Below are 21548 nucleotides of genomic sequence, written 5' to 3' on the forward strand. Positions count from 1 at the left end.
ACGACGCTTTTTCGCTCCGACGCGAAACCTGTGTGAAATACATATTTCTACGGCTTCCATTTTTTTATCTGCGATGATGCCAGGGGCGGCGGCTGTTGCGCAACAGTCGCCGCTCCCCTCACGGGCGCTCCCGGTTCAACATCAGGCGATGTCTACGAGCCAGGTTTGGTAATGTAGGGCTTGGTGGGGTCCCAATCAGGGAAAGCCCAGTCGCTGGCGTTCACCTTATATCCTTTTTGCTGCGCCTGCTTGACGGCGTCATCCTGAGCCTTCTGCATACGCGCCTGCAGATCGTTGAGGGAGCCCTGCAGATCAGAAATCTGGCCAGTATACCAGCCGGCAGCCAGGTCTCCCAGGTCCGGTTTGACCGCCTGCACCTGCACATTGGCCGTCTGAGGATTACGTACGCTGACATCGGGAGCCGGCAGCGTGAGTTTCGCGGTCGATACATATTGCGCAAAGGGTTTGAATTTCACCAGGGCAGGATCGTTGTTCTGTGAGAAGATCGAGAGGTCCTCACCCATGCTCACCCAGCGCTTGCCCGCTTCTGGACTGTATATCCAATCCATCCAGGCCCATGCCTCATCAGGATGTTTTGTCTTGGATGATAGGGCCACCATAGTGCCACCGGGAGTATAGTTAAAGTAAGCCTTGGGAGTAGCCTGTGGGGAGGGCAGGGTCGTCAGGGTATAGTCGGTAAAGTTATGCTGGCTCCACTCGGCCTGATTCCAGACACCACCAACGGTCATACCAAATTTGCCACGCTCAAAGTTGGCACGGGCAATCTCATCGGTCATGCTCATCGAATTGGGATGGAAATAGCCTTTGGTCTTCCATTCTTTAAACAGGGTCAGGAAGTCCGCGTAGTTGCGATCGCTCCCATAGGTATACTTGCCAACACGATTATCCATACTGTAGGCGCCACCAGGACTACCGGCGCCACGCACAAACAGCTCGATCCACCAGAAAAGCAGGTTGAAGCTACTATTACCAAAGCCAAGGCCATAGGCGTTGCCATTGCTCTTTTTGGTCACCTGCTCTGCGGCATGGGTCACATCATCCCAGGTCTTAGGCACAAAGACCGTTCCATCGGCATTGACCAGTCCAGCATCTTTAAAGACCTTATTATTGATGTAGAGTTGGAGCCAGGGAGCATAGCCGGAAAAAGGGGCCGAGTAGAGCTTGCCATTAAACATGTTGTTCCCCTCATGGAAAGTACCAGTTGGGAACTTTTGTTTCCATGCATCGTTCGCCCACTTATCAATGGGCATAAACCAGCCGTTGCTCACCTGAATATTAAAATTCGGCTTCTGAGGTATCATAGAGACGTCTGGTTGATTGCCACTTTTGGCGGCCAAGGCGTACAGGTTGTCAAAGGTATTACTGGCCTGTGTTGTCTTCTTCACCGTAATGTTTGGATGGGCCTTCTGGAACAGCTTGATCTCATTATCTACCCATGGGGCCTGGGAGACCCACCAGTCCCAGTACTTGATGGTAACGGTAGAGCCACTACTCCCTGAACTTGAACCACCACAGGCCGCCAGGACGCCGCCTAGCGAGGCGGCACCAGCGGTAGCCGCCGCCGTTTGCAGAAAGCTGCGGCGATTCATACGCGAAAAATCACTCATGACCGAAATCGCTCCTTCACTCAAAAATAAGGACGGGACAAACACTTCATCTGCAGGCAAGAATGTGTTGTACACCCACCCCGCTGCATTGAAAAGAACAGCAAATGCAAGGGATAAATCAATCGGTTGTAACCGATTGACCATAACGACAATACCCTTGTTCTAGAACAGAGGTGTAAAAAATACACATACTGTTTTAAATCTGGTAGCAAAAGATAAAAAAAGGCCGATGTATACCAGGTTAAATGCTGAAGTCTTTATTTAGAGAAAAAAGATGCAAGAGAATCAATGCGTGATCCGACGTGTCCAACAATGATAGGTGACAGGCATGCGCTTATGATCAAAACCGGGGGTAAATATTATTAAGGATGGATACGGATGGGTGCCATAGTTATAGATACTACAGGTCATACTTATACTCCTTAGCACTCAGCCCATCAGCGCTTCTTCAATGAAGAGGCCGATACCTTTAAGATCCTACGTCTGGCAAACAGCGCCAACGGGTGTAGGAGTAGAACAGATAAGTAAAAACAAAGAGAACAATCTCTTTTTCCTGAAAACCCATGTCCTAGAACAAGTATAAGGCAGGGATTTATTTATTGTCAAGACCTTATGACCTTAATTCAACATATAACCAATTGGATATGTGACGAGCGCCTTAAATACAGCCAATCCTTCGCATTTAGTGCCATCGCTTCGCATATATGCGCCGCCCTGGACGAAAAAGCTTGACAATAATTCATGCCCAAACTTATAATTGTCCTAGGACAGCAAGATAAAATCCTCAATATATGGACTTAAAAATCGCTGGGAGCCACCTTGAAATCACAACTCAAAGCGGAAACAAAATTTGAGGGTATTTATAAGCAGCTACGCGAACTGGCCTTTACTCGCGGACCAGGGGCGAAGTTGCCGACCATTCGTCAGTTATGCGATGAGTTGAGCACAACACGTGTCACCCTCAGCGATGCGCTCAACAAATTAGAAGCCGAACAAATCCTGTATCGCAAGGAACGCCAGGGCATCTTCGTGTCTTCCACGATTTACCATAAAACGATCGGCATTCTCTTTGATTCGTCTCTTCTGTCAGGGCCCGCGGCTTCTCCTTTCTGGAGTATGCTGTGGATTAATCTAGAACAGGAAGCACAACAGCGAACCGCTTACCGGGACGAAATCTGCATGTTTCGTTTTGTGAAGTCGATCAGCGATCATATCAATCCTCTGCCATATGACGTTCAGGAGATGATCGAGAGCAAAAAGTTTAATGGGTTGCTGGCCGTTGGGGTGCCTACCATCATGGGGCAAAGTTGCGAAGATATGCAGGTTCCTTGTGTTTCCTTTGCGGCTAATAGCCATTGGAATGTTACCCTCGACAGCAGAGAACTGGGCCGCATGGCGACACTGGCACTGATACAGCAGAATTGCAAGCGTATCGGCATCTGGACTCCAACTGTACAGTATCCCTATCTGGAAGATAGGGAGCCTATACTGGCGATGCGGCAGCTACTCAATGAACACAAGCTCCCTTACTATCCAGAATTTACCCGCCAATCGTATGTTCCTCCCTCGCAAAAAACGTTGACCCTGCAGGAGCAGGGCTATCTGCTGGCAAAAGAGGTATTCGGCACGTTTAATCCAACGCGGCCCGATGGCATTTTTATCTCCAATGACATGATGACCGATGGGGCGCTGGTAGCACTGGAAGAACTGGGGATCAGAATCGGGCAAGATGTCAATATTGTGACCCATGCCAACGCGGGCTCGCCGATCCTGTTTGGTCGCACCAAAGATATGACCGTTTTTGAATTTGATCCCGCCTATATCGTTCAGGCAATGTTTTCTCTCCTGGACCAACTTATGCTAGGTCCAGTTCTACCAACAACAACAATTCGTCTGCGACCACAGCTACGCCAGTATCCCTTATCCTCAACCCGCTTTATATAGAATTAAACTTTCTACATAAAATATAGTGAGATAAAAGTCGATTCGAGAGTACTTTATACTATAGACATGCAATTGTTTCACAATCAGATTAGCATTTATAGAAGGATATCCCGGCAGTGCAAATATTGCGGCAGAAAATTACGCACACCCTGAGCAGTACAGGTTTGCTTGTCCTTTGTATATACGCTGGCTATTTGCTTCTGACCTATAGCTTACCTGGCACAACCAGTCATGCGGCATCGGGCCCAACAGGCCAGATAGCTCCCTCAGAGGTGAATAAGGCGGTCATGGTTGATGGCTATCAGAAACGCGTCTTCAGCGATGGGCAAGGACATAACCTGCCTTATTACCTTTACCAGCCGGCCCATTATAATCCCGCGCATAAGTATCCGCTGGTCCTCCTTCTCCACGGTGGAGGTGAACGCGCTCAGCCGCACAATACACCAGCGCAGAATCAGGCCTTACTCTTTGAGCAGGATTACGTCAGGGTATGGAGCGATACCTATACAGGCGCCCACGATCCTCATATCCAGCAACGCTGGCCGACCTTTGTCGTTGTACCCCAGGTCATGATCCCCCATCAGTGGGTAAATAACTCATCACGTGAAGGCTCATACAAGCAGGCTCCCCGCCCAACGAGGGAACTACTGATGGCCAAACAGCTCATTGATAGCCTGCAGAAACAGTATACAGGCATTGATCCACATCGGCTCTATGTTACCGGCGTATCGCAGGGAGGATATGGCACCTGGGATATAATTGAACGCTGGCCACACTACTTTGCGGCGGCCGCCCCTATTTCTGGCGCCGGTGATCCTTCAAAGGTAGGCGTGTTAAAGGATCTTCCGGTCTGGGCCTTTCATGGCGCGAAGGACCCGATCGTACCTGTCTCGGGAACGCGCCAGATGATCGCCGCTATGAGGGCAGCGGGCGAATCACCACGCTACACAGAGCTTCCCCATGGCCAGCATTATATCTGGGGTGAAATCTATTCGTTGAACAATGCCAGCAATCCGGTTCCCAACTTTTATAGCTGGCTTTTCTCACAAAAAAATTAGACTGTGCTATGTCATGTTAGGGGCACATGCGTGCCCCCGCACGGGCGTCCGCTACGCGGCCGCACTGGTTTTGTGTGATCGTGCCTGGGGCGCGCATTAGCGCCCCAGGCACGATCACACAACGGATTTCTGAGCACCGAAGGTGCGAAAACCCATGCAGGCCGCAGGCCATCATCATGAGAGTTAGACACGCTCCAATAAGAGATTGCAAATATTCCATTCAAGTATAGAAAAATGAGTAGAACTATCAGAAGATCTCTAAGTACATTATTTTTCTCGGGGCAAGTTTTATGCTTGACAGGGTACGGAAAGTATGGCATAGTGTGATAACTCTATCTGTTGGTCTATACAACTTAACGACTAGAACACCCCTGTGATGCGAAGATAGAAAGGAAGCATCGATCAATGAAGAGGATGTGGCACTGTCTTCAACACTTATTTCTTCATCTTTTCATAGGTTTTCACCTTCTACAATACAGGCCTCATATGGGAAGGGTATGTATAAACAACTCAATTTTTTAAGGCAGGCGAGTTGATACGACATATGTTCCATATCAAGGCAGTTGCACTTTCTTCTTACTATGTGCATCGCACTAATCCCTGTATAGCTGTAACAGAGGACATCATTTTCGCTATTCCCGATCTTTATTTCATCGAGGAGACACCAGCATGAGTTCGATAACACGACGACAATTCATGATTGACGGCGGCAAAGTTGCAGTTGGTACCAGCGCACTGGCAGCGCTACTGGCGGCATGTGGAGGAGGTTCTTCCGGTTCTTCTACCCCACAGGCGCAAACCTTACGCTATTGGGCCCTGGGTTACCAGCCAAATGGCGCTAACGCAACTGGCAAGCTGACTGATGCCGCGGTTCAGGCTTATATGAAGAGCCATAAAGACATAACGGTTAAGGTCACTGGCTATACCGGAGATAATGCGGGCTTTACCAAAGTCACGCAGGCTGTCAATGGTGGTTCATCGGTAGATGTCTTCCGTATTCCATCCGACAATCTTCCTCTACTCGTCAAGCAGGGATCGGTGCAGCCAATTGACGATTATTTGACCGCCGATGACAAGGCCGATATCTATCCAAACCTGCTTGATGCCGTTAAAATTAACGGCAAAGCCTATGCCTGGCCACTCTGGGTCCCTCCCGTTGGTATGTATTTGAACCTGGATATCTTTAAAGAGCGTGGTGTCCCTGTACCAGCAGATGATTGGACCTATGAACAATTTGTGGAGATCGCGCAGAAGCTGACCTTCACGCGCGCTAATGGTCAGAAGGTCTATGGCTTTACCGGCATGATCGATCCAGGCGTGGTCAATACCTGGCCGTTCATCATGGGTGATGGTGGCGTACCCCTGACACCGGATAATAAGAAATATGCCTTTGATTCTCCCGAGACTATTACTGGGCTGCAAAAGCTGGTCGACCTGGCACAAAAATATAAAGTGACGCCACCCGATTTCGGCACCCAGGCAGCTGAGGATATTTCTACCGGCTTTAGCCAGCACAAAAATTATGCCATGTATTGCGCTCCCAGTGGCGACTCAAGCGGCTATGCGGCGATGAACATGAACTTCACCGTCAAACCGATGCCGATGGGGAAACTGGGCAAACACCTCACCACAGGCGGCATTGGCTTGATCGCTGTCGCGAAATCTAGCAATAGTGATAGGATCAAGGCTGCCATGAATATGGCGAGCTACCTCACGGGTAACCAGGTCGCCAAGGATGTGCCCAAGTACTACCTGGCTCCGGGTGCGCGCAAGTCAATTACGGTGACCGATCCCATCAATAAGTTCACGCCCATGGTGTCGTATACCTATCTGATGCCGCTGATCGCGGAATGGACACAGATTCGTACACTGATACATACCCATCTCCAGAATGCGGTGTTGGGTAAAGAAACACCAGAGCAAGCCCTCAAAGCACCTGCCAATGAGATCAACTCAATTCTCGCCGATAGTCAGTCCTGATGTTTTCCACATGTAGATAGATACAATTGAACCGGGGAGCATGTCGTGCTCCCCGGTCCCGCTTTTCCTTCACTGCTGTTTCGTGGAGCCAGCATTTTCAGCCCTTATGAGGAGGATGGTCATGTCAGACCTACAAGTAGCGGAGGCCGCCGAAACGCGCTCTGTCTACCGCCCCAAACACAACAAATTTCAGCGCTTTATCAAGGACCATGGCTGGAGCTACGCCTTTGTGCTTCCCAGTATGCTGGCCTTTACTATTTTTACCCTCGTTCCGGTTGTCTGGGCCCTGATTATCTCTTTTCAGCAAGGCGACATTGTTTCGAGTACTGAATGGGTTGGCTTCAGAAACTACCTGCGGGCCTTTACAACTGATAGCGGGGTCTTTACCAGGGCCATCGAAAATACGCTGTACTATACAATCATTACCGTTTGCGCCAATATCTTTATTGCCCTGATCCTATCAGCCTTGATTCAAGGCAGGCATAAACATGTGAAGACGTTCTTCCTGGCTGCCTTCTATCTGCCGGCTGTAACCAGTTCGGTGATTGTCGCCATCGTCTGGAAGTTTATCTATAACTCAGAATATGGCTTTTTGAACTATTTGCTGAGTCTGTTCCACATCGCACCGATGCGCTGGCTCTCTGATCCTGCCCTGGTGCTCAATAGCATTACACTTTCGACGATCCTGACTGTTCCAGCGACGGGCGTGGTGCTCTTTAACGCGGCCATGGGCAGCATTCCACCTGAATACTATGAGGCGGCACAACTCGATGGCGCAGGTCCTATCATGCGCTGGTGGCATATTACGCTACCGCTGATCAAGTCTACAACGCTTTATGTAGTGGTACTCTACACCATCGCCAGTTTCCAGGTGTTCGAAAAGGTGTTTATCCTGGTCCCCAGTGGCGTGGGTAATAACACACAGTTTATCCTGACGCAAATCTACCAGAACGCCTTCCAGCAGTTCCAGTACGGCATTGCCTCCGCTCAGGCCTTTATCCTGTTCTTAATGATTGCCGCGGTAACCATTGTACAGTTCCGCTTTCTGAGAAGCGATGTGGAGTATTAAACTATGGCACAATCTACCGTAAAAGTCAGCCGTACCACCCGGCCATTCAAGTGGACCACGATTGGAGCCTGGGCAGTTTTGATTGTGGCTGCCATCATCGCGCTGTGGCCAATGTACTGGCTCTTTGTCACCGCCATCACTCCTACAACTTATGCGATTAAGACACCACCCGATCTCATTCCTGTGCATGCCAGCCTATCGAATTTTCAACGCCTGCTTTCCGACGCCAGCGATTATTGGTCCTGGGGAAAAAACAGCCTCTTCATCGCGCTCACGATCACCGTCTTCCACATCTTTTTTGATACCCTGGCCGGCTATGCCTTCGCGAAAAAGCAATTCCCGGGACGCGATATCCTGTTCTGGATTCTGGTCGCGACGATGATGATCCCTTCCTATGTGACCTTTATCCCGCTCTACGTTGAGACACGTAATCTGGGATTGCTGGACACGCTGCTAGCCGTTATTCTGCCGGGCATGGCGGGTGTCTTTGGGATTTTTCTGATGCGTCAGTTTATCCAGACGCTACCCACAGAGCTGCTGGAGGCCGCACGCATGGATGGTTGCGGCGAGCTACGCGTCTTCTGGCATGTAATCCTGCCACTCTCGAAACCAGCCATTGGCGCCCTGGCCATCATGGTCTTTGTACAACACTGGAACGACTTCTTCTGGCCGCTGGTTGTCCTGCAGTCCAGCAGCAACTATACACTGCCGGTAGGCGTCGCAGGATTGCAAGGTGAGTTCACAACCGACTATGGCATTATCTTCGCGGGAGCCGCATTGGCCGCGCTACCAATGATTATCTTTTTCATGATCTTCCAGCGCAACTTCTTGAGTGGCGTACGTATGGGAGCTATTAAGGGGTAGTAGTGAGACAGACACGGGCACATGTAGAGTCCGGGCTGGAAGTGTTTCTGGCAACGGATATACCACAATTAGCCGGAAAACGCGCTGGCCTGCTGACAAATGCGACGGGTATCGATCGGCGGTTTCGCAATACGGTGGATCTGCTGCAGGCACACGGTAAGGTTGAGCTGTGTGCCCTGTTTGGACCCGAGCATGGTATTCGTGGAGATATGCAGGCGGGCGTCAAGGTAGCGGGCCAGGTGGACCAGCGTACCGGACTGCCGATGTATAGCCTGTACGGAGAAACGCGCCGACCGGATCCAGAAATGCTGGCCGGTCTGGATCTCCTCATCTACGATATGCAGGACCTGGGCGCGCGCTACTCGACCTATATCGCCACGCTGCAACATGCCCAGCAGGCGGCGGCTCAGGCGGAACTGACCTTTGTGGTCCTCGATCGCCCCAATCCACTGGGCGGCAACCGGGTCGCGGGCAATATCCTTGATAACGCCTTCAATTCATTTGTGGGCTGTCATCCACTGCCGATTCAGCATGGGATGACGAGCGGAGAGCTCGCGCGGCTGTTCGCGGCTAACTACGGCTGGCCAGAGCCGCTGGTGGTCCCCATGCACGGCTGGCGGCGTTCGCTGCGCTTTGAGGAGACAGATCTTCCCTGGGTGCAGCCTACGCCCAATCTACCGACCCTGGACTCGATCAAGCTATATCCAGGCACCTGCCTCGTTGAAGGCACTCCCTGCTCTGAAGGCCGGGGAACGACACGCCCCTTTGAACTGATCGGAGCGCCGGATCTCGATCCTTTCGCGCTGGCTGAGGAACTGGATAAGTATCAACTGCCAGGCGTGGCCTTTCGCCCAACCTATTTTACGCCGACCTTCTCCAAACATGCGCAACAGATATGTGGTGGGATACAGGTACATATAGTGGAGCCTGACCTGCTGCAGCCGGTTGAGATGGGGATATATCTGATCTATGGACTACATAAGTTCTCTCCGGCTCCCTTCAACTGGATTAGTGGGGCTGAGGGCAAGCATTTTATTGATCTCCTATACGGCAGCAATGCGCTGAGGCTGGCACTCGACGGCGGCGCGGAGGTTCCAGATATCCTCGCGACCTGGGAACCGGCGCTAACCGCCTTCCAAGAGCGGCGACGTCCATTCCTGCTCTATGGCGCAGAGGAGGAATAACATGTACGTCATTGGCATGAACTCGGGCACCTCGGTGGATGGGATTAACCTGGCGCTATGCGAGTTTTTACCGGGCCCTCAACCCCAGACCATCTCTTTCCGCCTGCTGGCCCAGCGCGAGTATCCTCATGAGGCCGCGCTACGACAACAGGTGCTCAATCTGTGCCACTCCAAACAGGGCGCGCTGGATGAGTTGACGGAGCTCAACTTTCGGCTGGGCGAGGCTTTCGCCAGTGCCTGCCTTGCCTTTCTGGACGAGGAAGGTCTACGGCGCCAGCAGGTGGATCTGATCGCGTCTCATGGTCAGACGCTCTATCACCAGGTCGAGGCTGGACACGTGCTCTCGACCTGGCAGATGGGCGAGCCGGCGGTGATTGCTCAGCGCACCGGCATTACTACGGTCGCTGATTTTCGCGTGGCCGACATGGCAGCTGGTGGACAGGGCGCACCCCTGGTCTCTTTCTTTGACGCGCTGCTTTTCGCTGATGACGCGAAGACGCTGGCGCTGCAGAACATCGGTGGCATCGGCAACGTGACGCTTCTTCCCGCTGGAAAGGGACTGGCAGGGGCCAGCGCCTTTGATACCGGCCCTGGCAATGTCTGGATCGACTATGGCGCGCGCTACTTCTCACAGGGACGGGAGACCTTTGATCGCGGTGGACAGATGGCGCGCTCGGGGCAGGTCGATCAATCCCTGGTCTCAGAGGTACTCACTCATCCTTATTTCCAGCAGCCCCCCCCAAAAACGACAGGCCGCGAGCTGTTTGGGGATGCCTTTGCCCACGACCTGATCAATCAGGCCGCACAGCGCCAGTTGACAGACGCCGATACCATGGCGACTCTGACCGCCATTACCGCAGAGAGCATCGCCCTGGCCTATCAACGCTTTGGCCCGCCACACATTGATGAGGTAATTGTCAGCGGCGGTGGCAGCTACAATCCAGTCCTGATGGCCCGCATACAGGCGCTGCTACCTGCCAGCCAGGTTAAAACGCTGGAGAGTTATGGATTGACCGCCAGCGTAAAGGAAGCTGTGACCTTTGCTTTACTCGGCTATGAAACTATCTATGGGCGGGCCGCCAATCTTCCTCAGTGTACAGGAGCGCAGGCCAGGGCGATACTGGGAAAAATCATTCCCGGCTCCAATTATACTGCTCTTTTGGGGCATCTGGCCAAAGATTATCAAGGGCAACCTTCTCAATCGGATCAGCCAGCTCAGCTTACCCGACTGTATTTCTTATCACAGTAAAGGGGATCCATGCATGAGTCAGTTTCATGGTGGTGCGGCAGGCGCGCACACGCGCCTGCCGCACCACCATGAAAAAAAGAATGGGACGCCTGCGCTCCCCAGTTCTGGGCGTAGTCATACAGAACGCGTATCATGATACAGACATACCAGCTAGAGAGAAGAGATAGAATAAAGCTATGAATACCATTTATCGCAAGGGGCCGCTCCCCCGCTATTATCAGTTGAAAGAGATTATGCGGGAGAAGATCAGCAATCGCGATTGGCTGCCTGGCCAACTGATTCCTTCGGAGCGGGAGCTAAGCGAGCAGTACGGCATGAGCCGCATGACGGCGCGCCAGGCGATTACCGAACTGGTCAACGAAGGGCTGTTCTACCGGGAACAGGGAAAAGGCACGTTTGTCAGTCGTCATAAGATCACACAGCAGCTCCTGCACCTGACTGGTTTTACAGAAGATATCCGTGCGCGCGGCCAGCGTCCCTCTACCAGGGTTCTCTCGATGAGCATGAGTCCGGCCGACGAGAAGACGGCGGACTATCTACGCATCAAGCCCGGGCAGCTTGTCTTTACACTGCAGCGGCTACGTCTGGCCGATGATGAGCCGCTGGCCATCGAGGTCTCCCACCTGAATTTTATTGGCTGCGAAAAATTGCTGGAAGAGGATCTGGAGCAGCATTCCCTCTATCAGCTATTGGAAACAAAATACGGCATGCTCTTACTTGAGGCCGAACAGGAATTAGAGGCCGGTTTGATCAGCAGCAAGGAAGCAGAAAAACTCAAGGTGCCCATAGGTAGTCCTGCGCTCTACACCAGGCGCACGGCCTATATCGAGCGCAATCAGCCAATTGAATACGCCAGGTCGATCTACTGCGGCCATAAATACGTGTTCTACACCAGCTTGAAACGCGAGCAGCTCCTCTCCTAGCAGCTATCCGAAACTTCTGCAGCCAGTTCCACGACCATATCGATACAACCGCGAGCCGCTAGCTATCTTACTACTGGGAGTATTTTACGATGTCACAACAGCCAGCCCACACAGAACGCTCATTGAGCACACTGGAAACAGAACAGACGAATCCAGCTACCAGCCACATTGACCTGATGACACCTTTAGAGATCGCCCGGGTGATAAATAATGAGGATGCCAGGGTGGCATTGGCCATTCAACCGGAGTTGCCCAAAATCGCGCAGGCCATGGAGGGTATCGCCGCCCGCATGCGCCAGAGTGGCCGCCTGATCTATATCGGAGCAGGCACATCCGGACGCCTGGGTATTCTCGACGCCTCGGAGTGTCCACCGACCTTCAATAGCTCACCAGAGCAGGTGATCGGGGTAATCGCGGGTGGCGAGCGCGCCCTCACCAATGCCATCGAGGGAGCGGAAGATGATCCGTCCGGTGGAGAAGCTGCCCTGGCCGCGCTACAGGTTACGGCTAATGACAGCGTTGTGGGATTGGCGGCCAGCGGTCGCACGCCCTATGTGCTGGGAGCCATGACGTACGCGCGCGCACGGGGCGCCCTGACGATCGGCATCGCCTGCACCAGCAACTCCCCATTGGAGCAGGCCGTTGAGATTATGATCGCTCCCATCGTTGGACCCGAGGTTATCAGTGGCTCCACGCGACTCAAAGCGGGCTCGGCCCAGAAGATGGTGCTCAACATGCTCAGCACCGGTGCAATGATCCTGTTAGGCAAAACTTACGGCAACCTGATGGTCGATGTACGGGCGACAAACTATAAACTGGTCCAGCGTGCCATGAAAATAGTACAGTTAGCGACAGGATGCGAGCGGGAACAGGCGGTCTCTCTGCTTGAGCGAGCCGGCGGTGACACCAAAGTGGCCATATTCATGGGCCTGACGAATGTCGATGCCGATATTGCTCGCGAACAACTGACTGCCCATGGCCAGATCCTCCGGTCCGCCCTGAACGATGCCCATCCAACAGCATGATAGCAATGGCTCCCAGGGGATACCCGGGAGCCATTATCTGGATCATCTAGCGTCCAATACCGGTAATCGCTTGCTGACCATCGCCCGGCGTCCAGCGCGTAATAACCACTTTACTCTCCGTGAAGAAACGCACGGCGTCACGTCCCTGGGGATGCAAGTTGCCAAAGAATGAGCTCTTGGCGCCACTGAAAGGGAAATAGGCCACGGGGGCCGCGACGCCAACGTTGATGCCGATATTGCCCGTTTCAACACGATAGCGGAATTCACGGGCGGCAAAACCGCTTTGAGTAAAGATCGAGGCGGCGTTGCCATATTCTTTGGCGTTGATCAGCTCGATCGCCTCGGCTAACGTGTCGACCGGCACCAGTCCAATCACCGGACCAAAGATCTCTTCTTCATAGACACTCATCCCCGGTCGCACATTATCCAGCACAGTAGGACCTACAAAGTAGCCCTGTGGGTAATCAGAAATATGCACCTGGCGCCCATCCAGCACGGGTTCGGCCCCCTCTTCAATCCCACGCGCAATAGCGGCCGCGATGCGATCGCGCGCAGCCGACGAAACAACGGGACCCATATCGGTCCCCTTGTCCAATCCATTGCCGAGCCGTAGACGGGATGCGGCTTCGCCAATACGGGCACGCACCGCTTCATGGGCACTGCCAACCGTCAAAATGAGCGAATTCGCCAGGCAGCGCTGACCGGCCGCCCCGAAGCAGGAGTTCATGATGGTGCCCAGGTACATATCCAGATCGGCATCTGGCATCACGACGATCGCGTTTTTGGCTCCCCCCGAAGCCTGTACGCGCTTGCCGTGCGCGGCCGCCTGCGCATACACGTATTGCGCGGTCCGCGTCGAACCGACGAATGAGATACCTTTGATGCCTGGATGCTCCAGCAGGGCATTCACAGCCTCCTTGCCACCGTTGACCATATTAATCACACCGGCTGGAAAGCCAACCTGCTCGATCAGCTCAAAGACCCGTTTCTGAACGATCGGGTCCTGTTCGGATGGCTTGAGAATAAAGGTATTGCCGCAGGCCACCGCGTAGGGCCAGAACCAGAACGCGATCATAAAGGGAAAGTTAAAGGGGGTAATGCCGGCAAAGGCGCCCAGCGGTTGATAGATAACCTCTTCATCGATGCCATGGGCGGCCCCGTCCTCCAGGCTATACCCCATCATTAATGAGGGGATGCCGCAGGCCGTCTCGACGTTTTCGATGCCGCGCTGGACCTCGCCGCGGGCGTCATCCAGCGTCTTACCCATCTCGGTCGTAATCAGGCGAGCCAGTTCGTCGCGATGCTCATCCAGCAACTGGCGCAGTTTGAAGAAGTAGCGCGCACGCTCCTGGGGCGGAGTCGCTCGCCAGGCGGGAAAAGCCTTCCTGGCAGCCTCTACCGCCTGGTCAATATCGCTGCGGTTTCCCAATGGGACCAGAGCCAGCACCTCGTCAGTGGCGGGATTGTGAATCTGCTGGGTCTCATCAGAGGTCGATGGCACCCATTGGCCTCCGATATAGTTGTGTAGAATCGGTGCTTGCGTTGGCTGCGAAATAGTCATAAATAATTCGCTCCTCGAACTATAGGAAACACGGCTTTAACGGCAGGCTTCCAGGGCGTGTTCAATAATCTGCAGGGCATGGGATAGTTGTTCGCGCGTGATGACCAGCGGCGGCTGCAGGCGCAGAACATTGCCAAACTGGCCCCCTACCCCGATCAATAGACCAGACTCACGGCACAGGGCGCGCATCCGCACAGCCTCGGCCGCGGCAGGTTCTTTTGTCTGACGATCCTTCACCAGTTCTATCCCCAGCATCAGACCCTGACCACGTACATCACCAATCAGAGGGAAGCGTTGCTGCAATTCTCGCAACGTCGACAGCACCCACTGTCCCATCTCGGCCGCGTGCTGGATGATTCCCTCATCCTGCAACACTTCGATATTGGCCAGCGCCGCCGCGCAGGAAACGGGATTGCCGCCAAAGGTACTCAGATGCTCACCCGGCTGGAAACAATCGGCGATCGCCTCTGGCGCGATAAATGCGCCCAGTGGAAAACCATCCGCGATCCCTTTAGCCAGTGCCAGAATATCTGGCTCAACACCTTCATGATGCTCGATAGCAAACATCTTTCCGGTGCGCCCAAAACCTGTCTGCACCTCATCCACTAGCAATAAAATGCCCGCGCGCTCCAAAATCTGTTTGACGCGTGCGAGATACCCCTGCGGCAACGGAATCAGTCCGCCCTCACCCATGATGGGTTCAACGATGAAGGCGGCTACGTCTCCACTGGTCTGAGTTCGAATGACATCCTCAACGGCGTCGGCACAGGCCAGGCCACAGTTCTCTGGCTCCAGTTTCAGAGGACAGCGGTAGCAGTATGGCGCTGGGGCAAAGGCTACGCCCGACATATAGGGTCCTCCACGCGTCTTGCGTGCCATATTCCCCGTCACGGACAGGGTGGCATAGGTGCGCCCATGAAAGGCCATCTGTAACGAGATAACCTCACGCTTTCCGGTGGCCACCTTCGCCATGCGTAGCGCTCCCTCAATGGCCTCGGCACCCGAATTGCAAAAAAAGGTCTTCTGCAGTGCTCCGGGGGTAATTTTCGCCAGTACCTCGGCCAGGTCGGCCGTGGTTGGCACGTAATAGATATAACTGGCGGCATGGACCAGACGATCAATCTGAGCTTTGGCCGCTTCAGCCACACGGGGATGAACATGGCCGGCATTCACAACCGCGATACCGGCAAAACAATCCAGGTAGGTGCGCCCATCGGCCGCGAATATCTCTGCTCCCGCCGCGCGTTCTACCACCACCGGCTCGATGCTCTTCACAAAACTTGTGTTCACATAACGCTGGTATTTTTCAACCGTATCCATTATCAAACCTCTAACGCTAGCAGCAATATTTTGCACAACTCCAGTATTCAGGTAATGTACCCGCCCACAAAAACCTTTGTCAATGCGCAACCATCTACAATCGCCCACAGTAACCACATCGCCATTGCAAAAAGGTCTAATAGGAAAAGGCAAAAACACCATGTTATTGATATCGGTCGGAGAAATATGAAAGAAAGACTATTTTCTGTAACTATTGCCAGAATATGTTTTCCTATGTATAAATACAATGATATGTGGACGGCTATCATAAATTCGCTTAAAGTTACTAATAGGATCACCAGGCGACTGGAGAAGAATTTTGAAAACACTCTCTACCGATCTACCCGTAGGGGTCAGCAAAAAAGCAAAGTTTGAAGGATCACGGTTTAACCTGGTCTTTTCGTTGTCAACCGCCTGGTTCCTGGCAGGAGCCTGCCTGGATGCCTGGGCCCATAGCCACCTGGCCCGGCTAGAAACGTTTTTTACCCCCTGGCACGCGGTCCTCTATTCCGGATTTCTGGTGACGGCACTGGTACTGGTCATTACCATCTGCCTCAATCGCACGCGCTGCTCTTCCTGGTACGAGGCCATTCCTTCCGGTTATGAATTGACCGTGCTGGCGGTGGCGGGCTTCGCCATTGGCGGTGTCGGCGATATGCTGTGGCACATCTTCTTTGGAATCGAGCGCGACATCGATGCCGAGCTCAGCCCTACCCATCTCTTGCTCATGATGTGTGGCTGTGTCTTCCTGGCCAGCCCCTATCGCTCCCTCTATCATCGCCAGGGCGGTTCCTTGCATGGTATCCAACGCCTGAATCTGGTGCTGTCGCAGATCCTGCTGATGGCCCTGCCAATCCTGGTCTCAACCGGCTTCCATCCACTTGCCCACTTCTGGCCGACGAATACCCCCACAGGTGATGGTGAAGGGCAGATGCTAGCGGTAGTCAGCATCTTATTTCAGGCCGTCGTCGTGACCGGCTTTGCCCTCTTTGCACTCCAGCGCTGGCGCTTATTCCCCGGATTTTTCACACTTACCTGGGGGATCACAGCCATCATCATGGCGGTAATGTCAGATAGCATGTTGAGCATCGCGATTGCTGCTCTTGGTGGCGTGCTGGCGGACTGTGCCTATCACTTTCTCCAACCTGATCCAGAAAAGGACCTGACCAACTATCGACTGTTCGCCCTGCTTACACCTATGTGCTTCTTCCTGGCCTACTTCCTGGTACTGCAGTTTGCCACCCCGAGCGGTGTGATCTGGACGATTCATCTGTCGGCGGGCTCAATCGTCGTCAGTGGCCTGCTTGGACTACTGCTCACCTACCTGATCAAACCACCCGTGGTCAAAAATGAGATCACTGCGCGGTAAGCTGGAGCAGAGCCCAACACCTACGATGATGATGGTCTTGTTTCTAATGCATTGAGCATGAGATCCTGGTATCGGATCTTTATCGATACCAGGACCATTTCTCTCGCCAATGATTAACTCAGATTTTCAGACGTTACTCGCCAATCACCTTGACGATCACCTTCTTATCGCGCTGGCCATCAAACTCCATGTAGAAAATACGCTGCCAGGGACCCGAGTCGAACTGACCATTGGTAATCGGGATAACGACCTGGTGATGCAATAAGAGATTTTTCAGGTGGGCATCACCGTTGTCCTCACCGGTACGGTGGTGCCAATAATCAGGATTTTCGGGCGCCACCCTCTCAACCCATTCCATAATGTCGTGCCAGAGACCCGACTCTTCGTCGTTTACAATGATGGAGGCCGTAATATGCATGGCGGAGACGAGCGCCATCCCCTCCTGTATACCACTGGCGGCGATAATACGCTCGACATCATCGGTAATCGGTACAATCTCCTTACGGTGACGCGTATGAAAAGTGAGATATTCCGTGTGTGATTTCATCTGTTCTACTCTCCTGATAATTCAATTTCCTGGCTGCCAATGACAATATAGCAGCAAGACATACAGGAATTGTACCCAACCGGCATAAAAGCCGCCCGCTACACCGGCCAGCTATATGTTTTCACGATGAGGGTAGCAGATAGGGAGAAAGTAAGCGTTGTCGTCAAAAATCAGTTTGCGTGAGGCACGCACGCCCACAGCTGAAGGCTGACCGGCGGTAACAAAACAGTTATGCACCAGGCTGACGTCCTGCTGGCCATGCTCGGTCTGCAACGTGGTTGTCGGTAAGGTGACATACTGTTGATAGACTTTGAACTGCTCGTCATAGAAGTTGAGCTCGCTATGCTCGACGACACGTCGCTGATCCACAATGGTAATCGAGGAACCTTCACGACCATAAACAGGCTTGACGATATAAGGTCCATTAAAGACTGGCTTCCCCTGCGCATCAAGTGCCTCCAGATACGTTGGCAGCACGTATTGCTCAATCCAGCCGTGCTCTTCCGCGCTAAAAATCTCGCTCTGCGCGAGGTGTAGGGCCCATAACAGCGCCACCAGGGCTTTGTTCTGCAGAATAAACGCGATGGGTGGATTGATGATAGCCAGGCGCCGCCTGCGTACAAGGTCCATTAAAGCCAGACCCACGGGGGTGCCGTCCGCCGCCATATCTTCGATCAGATGCTCGGTTGGATACAGCTTATAGAGCACATCTACAGGATCACCCGCGACGGTCATCAAACGATCCCGTGTCACGCGTAGTTTATCGAGGCCCTGGAAAGATGTACGATAGGGCAAATTTCCCTGGTTTTCAAGCAGGTTGCGATAAAACTCGGTGGTGCCACGCTCCTCTTTACGTCCCGCATAGGCGCTAAAGACTACCGACGCGGGTGACTGCGGTGGTGGTTCAAGCCAGGCAAGGCCAGCCTGGATTGAGGTATGGATGGCCTGTGCCAGTTGTTGCTGGCATTGTGGATTAGGATCTTCCAGGCCAAAATCAATGCAGACCTGGCCGTTCATGTGGAATAGCTCCATGACAAAGGTGGGCGTCTCGGCATTGAATTCGATCAGGCGTGGTCCCTGAGCGGTCCAGGCGAACTCGAAGCGACCACACATCACGGCCGGCATGGCGGGCATGAGGATATGGCAATAAGGGATAGCCGGGGATGGAATACCTATATCCATAAGCGCCTGATCATCGGCCTGCTGCAGCAAGGTAGCCAGGCGTGTCATGATCCCATATAGTCTGCTGGACGCCAGGCGCAACGCCTGAACGTGGTTATGGGGCACCTCAAGCGCCCCATAAACCGCGTATTCTTCGACCTTGCTGCCAGGCAGCGTGCCCCAGAATGAGGGGAAGCGATTGTAATAGGCACGCCGCCAGTTTCGATAGTCCTCAGCGAAGTGCTGCCCTCGGGTACGGGGGTCAGGATGTGGAGAATCAGCCACCCTCGCCTCCACCGCCATGGGCTCCTCCTCCTTCACCCCCACCCTCACCTCCACTTCCGCCGTGATCGCCACCAACACCGCCATGTCCATCATCACCACCCACTCCGGATGCACCTGGCCTGGGATTTACGCCGTCATCGCTTGGCACCCAGCCACCACGGCTTGGATACCAGAGATAGTGGCCACCGCTGCTGTTTGTGCACGAAATGGGCTTGCTACTGCTGCTATCATTGGTCGCTGTAGGAGTTGGACAGGGAACATCGCTGGTGGAACCGCAGCCACCAAGGGTTCCCAGTAGGGCCGCCCCCAGGCTGACAGCCGAAATCAGGCGCGCGATATGCCCCGAAAGCTGGCGGCTACCGCCCTCAGAGGTATGAGCGATAGACTTTACCGCTCCATCACGAATAACCGAGAAAAAAGGAGCTTCAACCTCAGTGCTCCCCGCTATACCAGGTATAGATTGCGGAGTCTGCTCTTGCATATCATGACAATCTGGAGCCGTCCACGTCGTCGGCCGCAACGATGATGATTCTTCAAACATATACTTTTTCTCTTTTTATTAAAAAAAGTTAATAATTATAGAATAAGATATATATACTCTATTTTATATTGAAATGCAAGCATGTTGTTTTTCTTGTATTGTGGCAGAAAAGGGTCGGCGATGCCGGCCCTTTTCTGCCACAATACAAGAAACATCGTGCATCAAGGATGCAGGTCATTCTGATTTTTTTCGCTAAGGATGCGAAGTGCGTGGGCAACATCGGCATCGATAACCTGTGAATCAGCGTGCACCGCGCTAATGCCTTCCGAGGTAAAAGCCGTGCCAGGTTGAGAGCTATCTTCAATCCTCATCCGCGCACCTGGTGCGGGAGCGAAAGAGAGATGAGGATGGCTCGCATAGTCGTAACCGCCATGGCTGATAAGGATAACTTTCGCCTGCTCAACATATATCCCCGCCCGGACCACCAGCAATGTCATCCCGGCCTCGTAAGCACGTTCATAAAAGTGTATCTCTGTCAGGGGAGTTCCAATCGACTCCAGATCAGCTTCGAGCTCCTCAAAGCTCTCATAGCGACGACTAAACATGTGTAAAAGCTTCCAGTGGTCCGTCTTGCGTGTGCACTGGATAGATTTGCGCGAAATGCCACACTGGTGTAGCTGATTAATCGCATGTTCCGCATGAGCGTAATTATCAAAAACGGCGATGAGAGGCTTCGATAGCATAAACATCACCATCCTCCTTCTCATGATCCACAAATACAGTTCTATCTCTGCGAAATCCCGATAGCTTCTCTGTTGTCACGAGAAAATTGGAAGAAAGGAGACAAGCTATGAAAATCTGGATTGCTCCACCTTCCATAGCTCGGCTAGAGACACAATATTCAAACGTATAAACGCGCCTATCATCGCTGTAAGGCAACACTACGAGGCCTGCTGCTTATCCATGATCCGCTTTAATACACCGAGCAGGGCGATGGTGCCAAACCACGCGCCCGTAATCAACCAGTTGCGCTTCTTTGCACGCGAGTCATTCATGAGGTACCTCCTATTTACACATCCTGGCGTTTTTTCTGTACCTCCGGATCTGCGAAACGATCTTTCATAAGATTATTATACGCCGACGAAGTCATGTCTTGATAGTTCGGAATCACTGTTTCGGCCAGAGGTTGTGGATCAGTGCGCGCTTGCTGAACGGGCGAGGTGCGCTGCGCTGCAGGGTTGCTGGGACGGTCCATGGTCTGGCGCCCCATTGTATTCATCACCAGCATATTCCGCTCAGCCAGTACCTGGTGAGGAACAAATGTATAGAGTGGACTCTGCATGTCCGCACGCTGCTGCTCAATCTGATCCGGCCGATGCCCATACTCTGCGCAGGCCTGCTGGACCTGCCGCGAAAGCTCTTCCGAGGAAAGCGCAAAGAGGGCATCTAGCATCCGGGTCAGGTTGTTCTGACGGTTAAGCATCACCTTACGGCCATAGATCAGGCGCTGTATCTGCGTCTCCGCTGTATCCGCTCGCCGAGCCTCTTGAATCTGCCTGGTAATCTCAACAATAGGCAGCATATCTAATTTGCGATAGAGAAAAGCGACGACGGCCGCGACATCCCCATCTTCCTGCCAGTTCTGCAATAGACTCAGGCAGAATAGACCATCATATTCTTTGACTGTACGCGGGATACTCAACAGGCTGGTCTTGCATTCACTGGTCCACAGCGCATGCAGGTAACGCACAACATCGGCGACCGAAAGTGAGTCAAAACGCTGCTGCCCCTGTACCTGTTCAATAAAAAGAAAGGAACGCTCAAATTCAGGCTGCAACTGCTCGAAGGCAGCCAGTTTCTGCACCACCAGTTCTGGCGGATCGGTCCGCACGGACATAAC

18 protein-coding genes are annotated in these 21548 nt (G+C 53.0%); 10 read left to right on the forward strand and 8 right to left on the reverse strand.

What is annotated here, in order from left to right:
- Window positions 1-152: 152 nt before the first annotated feature.
- Complete coding sequence (locus KTT_RS02485) at window positions 153-1628, reverse strand: ABC transporter substrate-binding protein (RefSeq protein ID WP_126594484.1); 1476 nt, start codon at window positions 1626-1628, stop codon at window positions 153-155.
- A gap of 819 nt (window positions 1629-2447) precedes the next feature.
- Here KTT_RS02485 and KTT_RS02490 point away from each other — a divergent pair.
- The 9 genes from KTT_RS02490 to murQ all read left to right on the forward strand — a co-directional run bounded on the left by KTT_RS02490 (window position 2448) and on the right by murQ (window position 12924).
- Window positions 2448-3572, forward strand: a complete 1125-nt coding sequence (locus KTT_RS02490; protein WP_126594485.1) for a LacI family DNA-binding transcriptional regulator — start codon at window positions 2448-2450, stop codon at window positions 3570-3572.
- A gap of 116 nt (window positions 3573-3688) precedes the next feature.
- The gene (locus tag KTT_RS02495; protein ID WP_235845573.1) at window positions 3689-4630 is read left to right on the forward strand and encodes a carboxylesterase family protein; all 942 of its coding nucleotides are present in this window, start codon (window positions 3689-3691) and stop codon (window positions 4628-4630) included.
- A gap of 669 nt (window positions 4631-5299) precedes the next feature.
- On the forward strand, window positions 5300-6610 hold the full coding sequence (locus tag KTT_RS02500) for an extracellular solute-binding protein (RefSeq protein ID WP_126594486.1): 1311 nt from the start codon (window positions 5300-5302) through the stop codon (window positions 6608-6610).
- 121 nt (window positions 6611-6731) lie between these two features.
- Entirely contained in the window at window positions 6732-7679 is a 948-nt protein-coding gene (locus tag KTT_RS02505; protein ID WP_126594487.1) for a carbohydrate ABC transporter permease, read from the forward strand.
- 3 nt (window positions 7680-7682) lie between these two features.
- The gene (locus KTT_RS02510) at window positions 7683-8543 is read left to right on the forward strand and encodes a carbohydrate ABC transporter permease (RefSeq protein ID WP_126594488.1); all 861 of its coding nucleotides are present in this window, start codon (window positions 7683-7685) and stop codon (window positions 8541-8543) included.
- Between the two features lie 2 nt (window positions 8544-8545).
- Complete coding sequence (locus tag KTT_RS02515; protein WP_126594489.1) at window positions 8546-9727, forward strand: exo-beta-N-acetylmuramidase NamZ family protein; 1182 nt, start codon at window positions 8546-8548, stop codon at window positions 9725-9727.
- A 1-nt stretch (window position 9728) separates the two neighbouring features.
- The gene (locus tag KTT_RS02520; protein ID WP_160145593.1) at window positions 9729-10976 is read left to right on the forward strand and encodes an anhydro-N-acetylmuramic acid kinase; all 1248 of its coding nucleotides are present in this window, start codon (window positions 9729-9731) and stop codon (window positions 10974-10976) included.
- 176 nt (window positions 10977-11152) lie between these two features.
- Window positions 11153-11899 (forward strand): GntR family transcriptional regulator, encoded by a 747-nt coding sequence (locus KTT_RS02525; RefSeq protein WP_126594491.1) that lies wholly within the window; start codon window positions 11153-11155, stop codon window positions 11897-11899.
- Window positions 11900-11988: 89 nt separating this feature from the next.
- A complete protein-coding gene (gene murQ / locus KTT_RS02530) occupies window positions 11989-12924 on the forward strand; it encodes an N-acetylmuramic acid 6-phosphate etherase (protein WP_126594492.1) in 936 nt (311 codons plus the stop codon).
- Window positions 12925-12970: 46 nt separating this feature from the next.
- Here murQ and KTT_RS02535 read toward each other — a convergent pair whose 3' ends face one another.
- Window positions 12971-14485, reverse strand: coding sequence for a CoA-acylating methylmalonate-semialdehyde dehydrogenase (locus KTT_RS02535; RefSeq protein ID WP_126594493.1), 1515 nt, complete (start codon window positions 14483-14485; stop codon window positions 12971-12973).
- A gap of 36 nt (window positions 14486-14521) precedes the next feature.
- The gene (locus tag KTT_RS02540; RefSeq protein ID WP_126594494.1) at window positions 14522-15805 is read right to left on the reverse strand and encodes an aspartate aminotransferase family protein; all 1284 of its coding nucleotides are present in this window, start codon (window positions 15803-15805) and stop codon (window positions 14522-14524) included.
- A gap of 319 nt (window positions 15806-16124) precedes the next feature.
- Between KTT_RS02540 and KTT_RS02545 the strand changes: the two genes are divergently transcribed.
- A complete protein-coding gene (locus KTT_RS02545) occupies window positions 16125-17174 on the forward strand; it encodes a hypothetical protein (RefSeq protein WP_126594495.1) in 1050 nt (349 codons plus the stop codon).
- A gap of 133 nt (window positions 17175-17307) precedes the next feature.
- On the opposite strand, the gene KTT_RS02550 is transcribed toward KTT_RS02545, so the two are convergent.
- The 5 genes from KTT_RS02550 to KTT_RS02570 form a co-directional block, all read right to left on the reverse strand.
- Window positions 17308-17721 (reverse strand): secondary thiamine-phosphate synthase enzyme YjbQ, encoded by a 414-nt coding sequence (locus KTT_RS02550; RefSeq protein ID WP_126594496.1) that lies wholly within the window; start codon window positions 17719-17721, stop codon window positions 17308-17310.
- A 111-nt stretch (window positions 17722-17832) separates the two neighbouring features.
- Window positions 17833-19185 carry a glutathionylspermidine synthase family protein gene (locus tag KTT_RS02555; RefSeq protein ID WP_160145594.1) on the reverse strand — a complete coding sequence of 451 codons (1353 nt, stop codon included), beginning with the start codon at window positions 19183-19185 and terminating at the stop codon, window positions 17833-17835.
- The gene (locus tag KTT_RS02560) at window positions 19160-19708 is read right to left on the reverse strand and encodes a hypothetical protein (protein WP_126594498.1); all 549 of its coding nucleotides are present in this window, start codon (window positions 19706-19708) and stop codon (window positions 19160-19162) included. The genes KTT_RS02555 and KTT_RS02560 overlap by 26 nt, the downstream gene beginning before the upstream one ends.
- Before the next feature lie 161 nt (window positions 19709-19869).
- The gene (locus KTT_RS02565; protein WP_126594499.1) at window positions 19870-20391 is read right to left on the reverse strand and encodes a hypothetical protein; all 522 of its coding nucleotides are present in this window, start codon (window positions 20389-20391) and stop codon (window positions 19870-19872) included.
- Window positions 20392-20717: 326 nt separating this feature from the next.
- Window positions 20718-21545, reverse strand: coding sequence for a hypothetical protein (locus tag KTT_RS02570; protein WP_126594500.1), 828 nt, complete (start codon window positions 21543-21545; stop codon window positions 20718-20720).
- Window positions 21546-21548 lie beyond the last annotated feature (3 nt).

The sequence above is a fragment of the Dictyobacter aurantiacus genome (assembly GCF_003967515.1).
Lineage (GTDB): Bacteria > Chloroflexota > Ktedonobacteria > Ktedonobacterales > Ktedonobacteraceae > Dictyobacter > Dictyobacter aurantiacus.

Coding starts and splice junctions, on each gene's coding strand:
- murQ (WP_126594492.1), top strand. CDS start 11,989: ATGTCACAACAGCCAGCCCACACAGAACGCTCATTGAGCACACTGGAA.
- KTT_RS02535 (WP_126594493.1), bottom strand. CDS start 14,485: ATGACTATTTCGCAGCCAACGCAAGCACCGATTCTACACAACTATATC.
- KTT_RS02565 (WP_126594499.1), bottom strand. CDS start 20,391: ATGCTATCGAAGCCTCTCATCGCCGTTTTTGATAATTACGCTCATGCG.
- KTT_RS02520 (WP_160145593.1), top strand. CDS start 9,729: ATGTACGTCATTGGCATGAACTCGGGCACCTCGGTGGATGGGATTAAC.
- KTT_RS02550 (WP_126594496.1), bottom strand. CDS start 17,721: ATGAAATCACACACGGAATATCTCACTTTTCATACGCGTCACCGTAAG.
- KTT_RS02555 (WP_160145594.1), bottom strand. CDS start 19,185: ATGGCGGTGGAGGCGAGGGTGGCTGATTCTCCACATCCTGACCCCCGT.
- KTT_RS02510 (WP_126594488.1), top strand. CDS start 7,683: ATGGCACAATCTACCGTAAAAGTCAGCCGTACCACCCGGCCATTCAAG.
- KTT_RS02560 (WP_126594498.1), bottom strand. CDS start 19,708: ATGTTTGAAGAATCATCATCGTTGCGGCCGACGACGTGGACGGCTCCA.
- KTT_RS02540 (WP_126594494.1), bottom strand. CDS start 15,805: ATGGATACGGTTGAAAAATACCAGCGTTATGTGAACACAAGTTTTGTG.
- KTT_RS02505 (WP_126594487.1), top strand. CDS start 6,732: ATGTCAGACCTACAAGTAGCGGAGGCCGCCGAAACGCGCTCTGTCTAC.
- KTT_RS02525 (WP_126594491.1), top strand. CDS start 11,153: ATGAATACCATTTATCGCAAGGGGCCGCTCCCCCGCTATTATCAGTTG.
- KTT_RS02570 (WP_126594500.1), bottom strand. CDS start 21,545: ATGTCCGTGCGGACCGATCCGCCAGAACTGGTGGTGCAGAAACTGGCT.
- KTT_RS02485 (WP_126594484.1), bottom strand. CDS start 1,628: ATGAGTGATTTTTCGCGTATGAATCGCCGCAGCTTTCTGCAAACGGCG.
- KTT_RS02500 (WP_126594486.1), top strand. CDS start 5,300: ATGAGTTCGATAACACGACGACAATTCATGATTGACGGCGGCAAAGTT.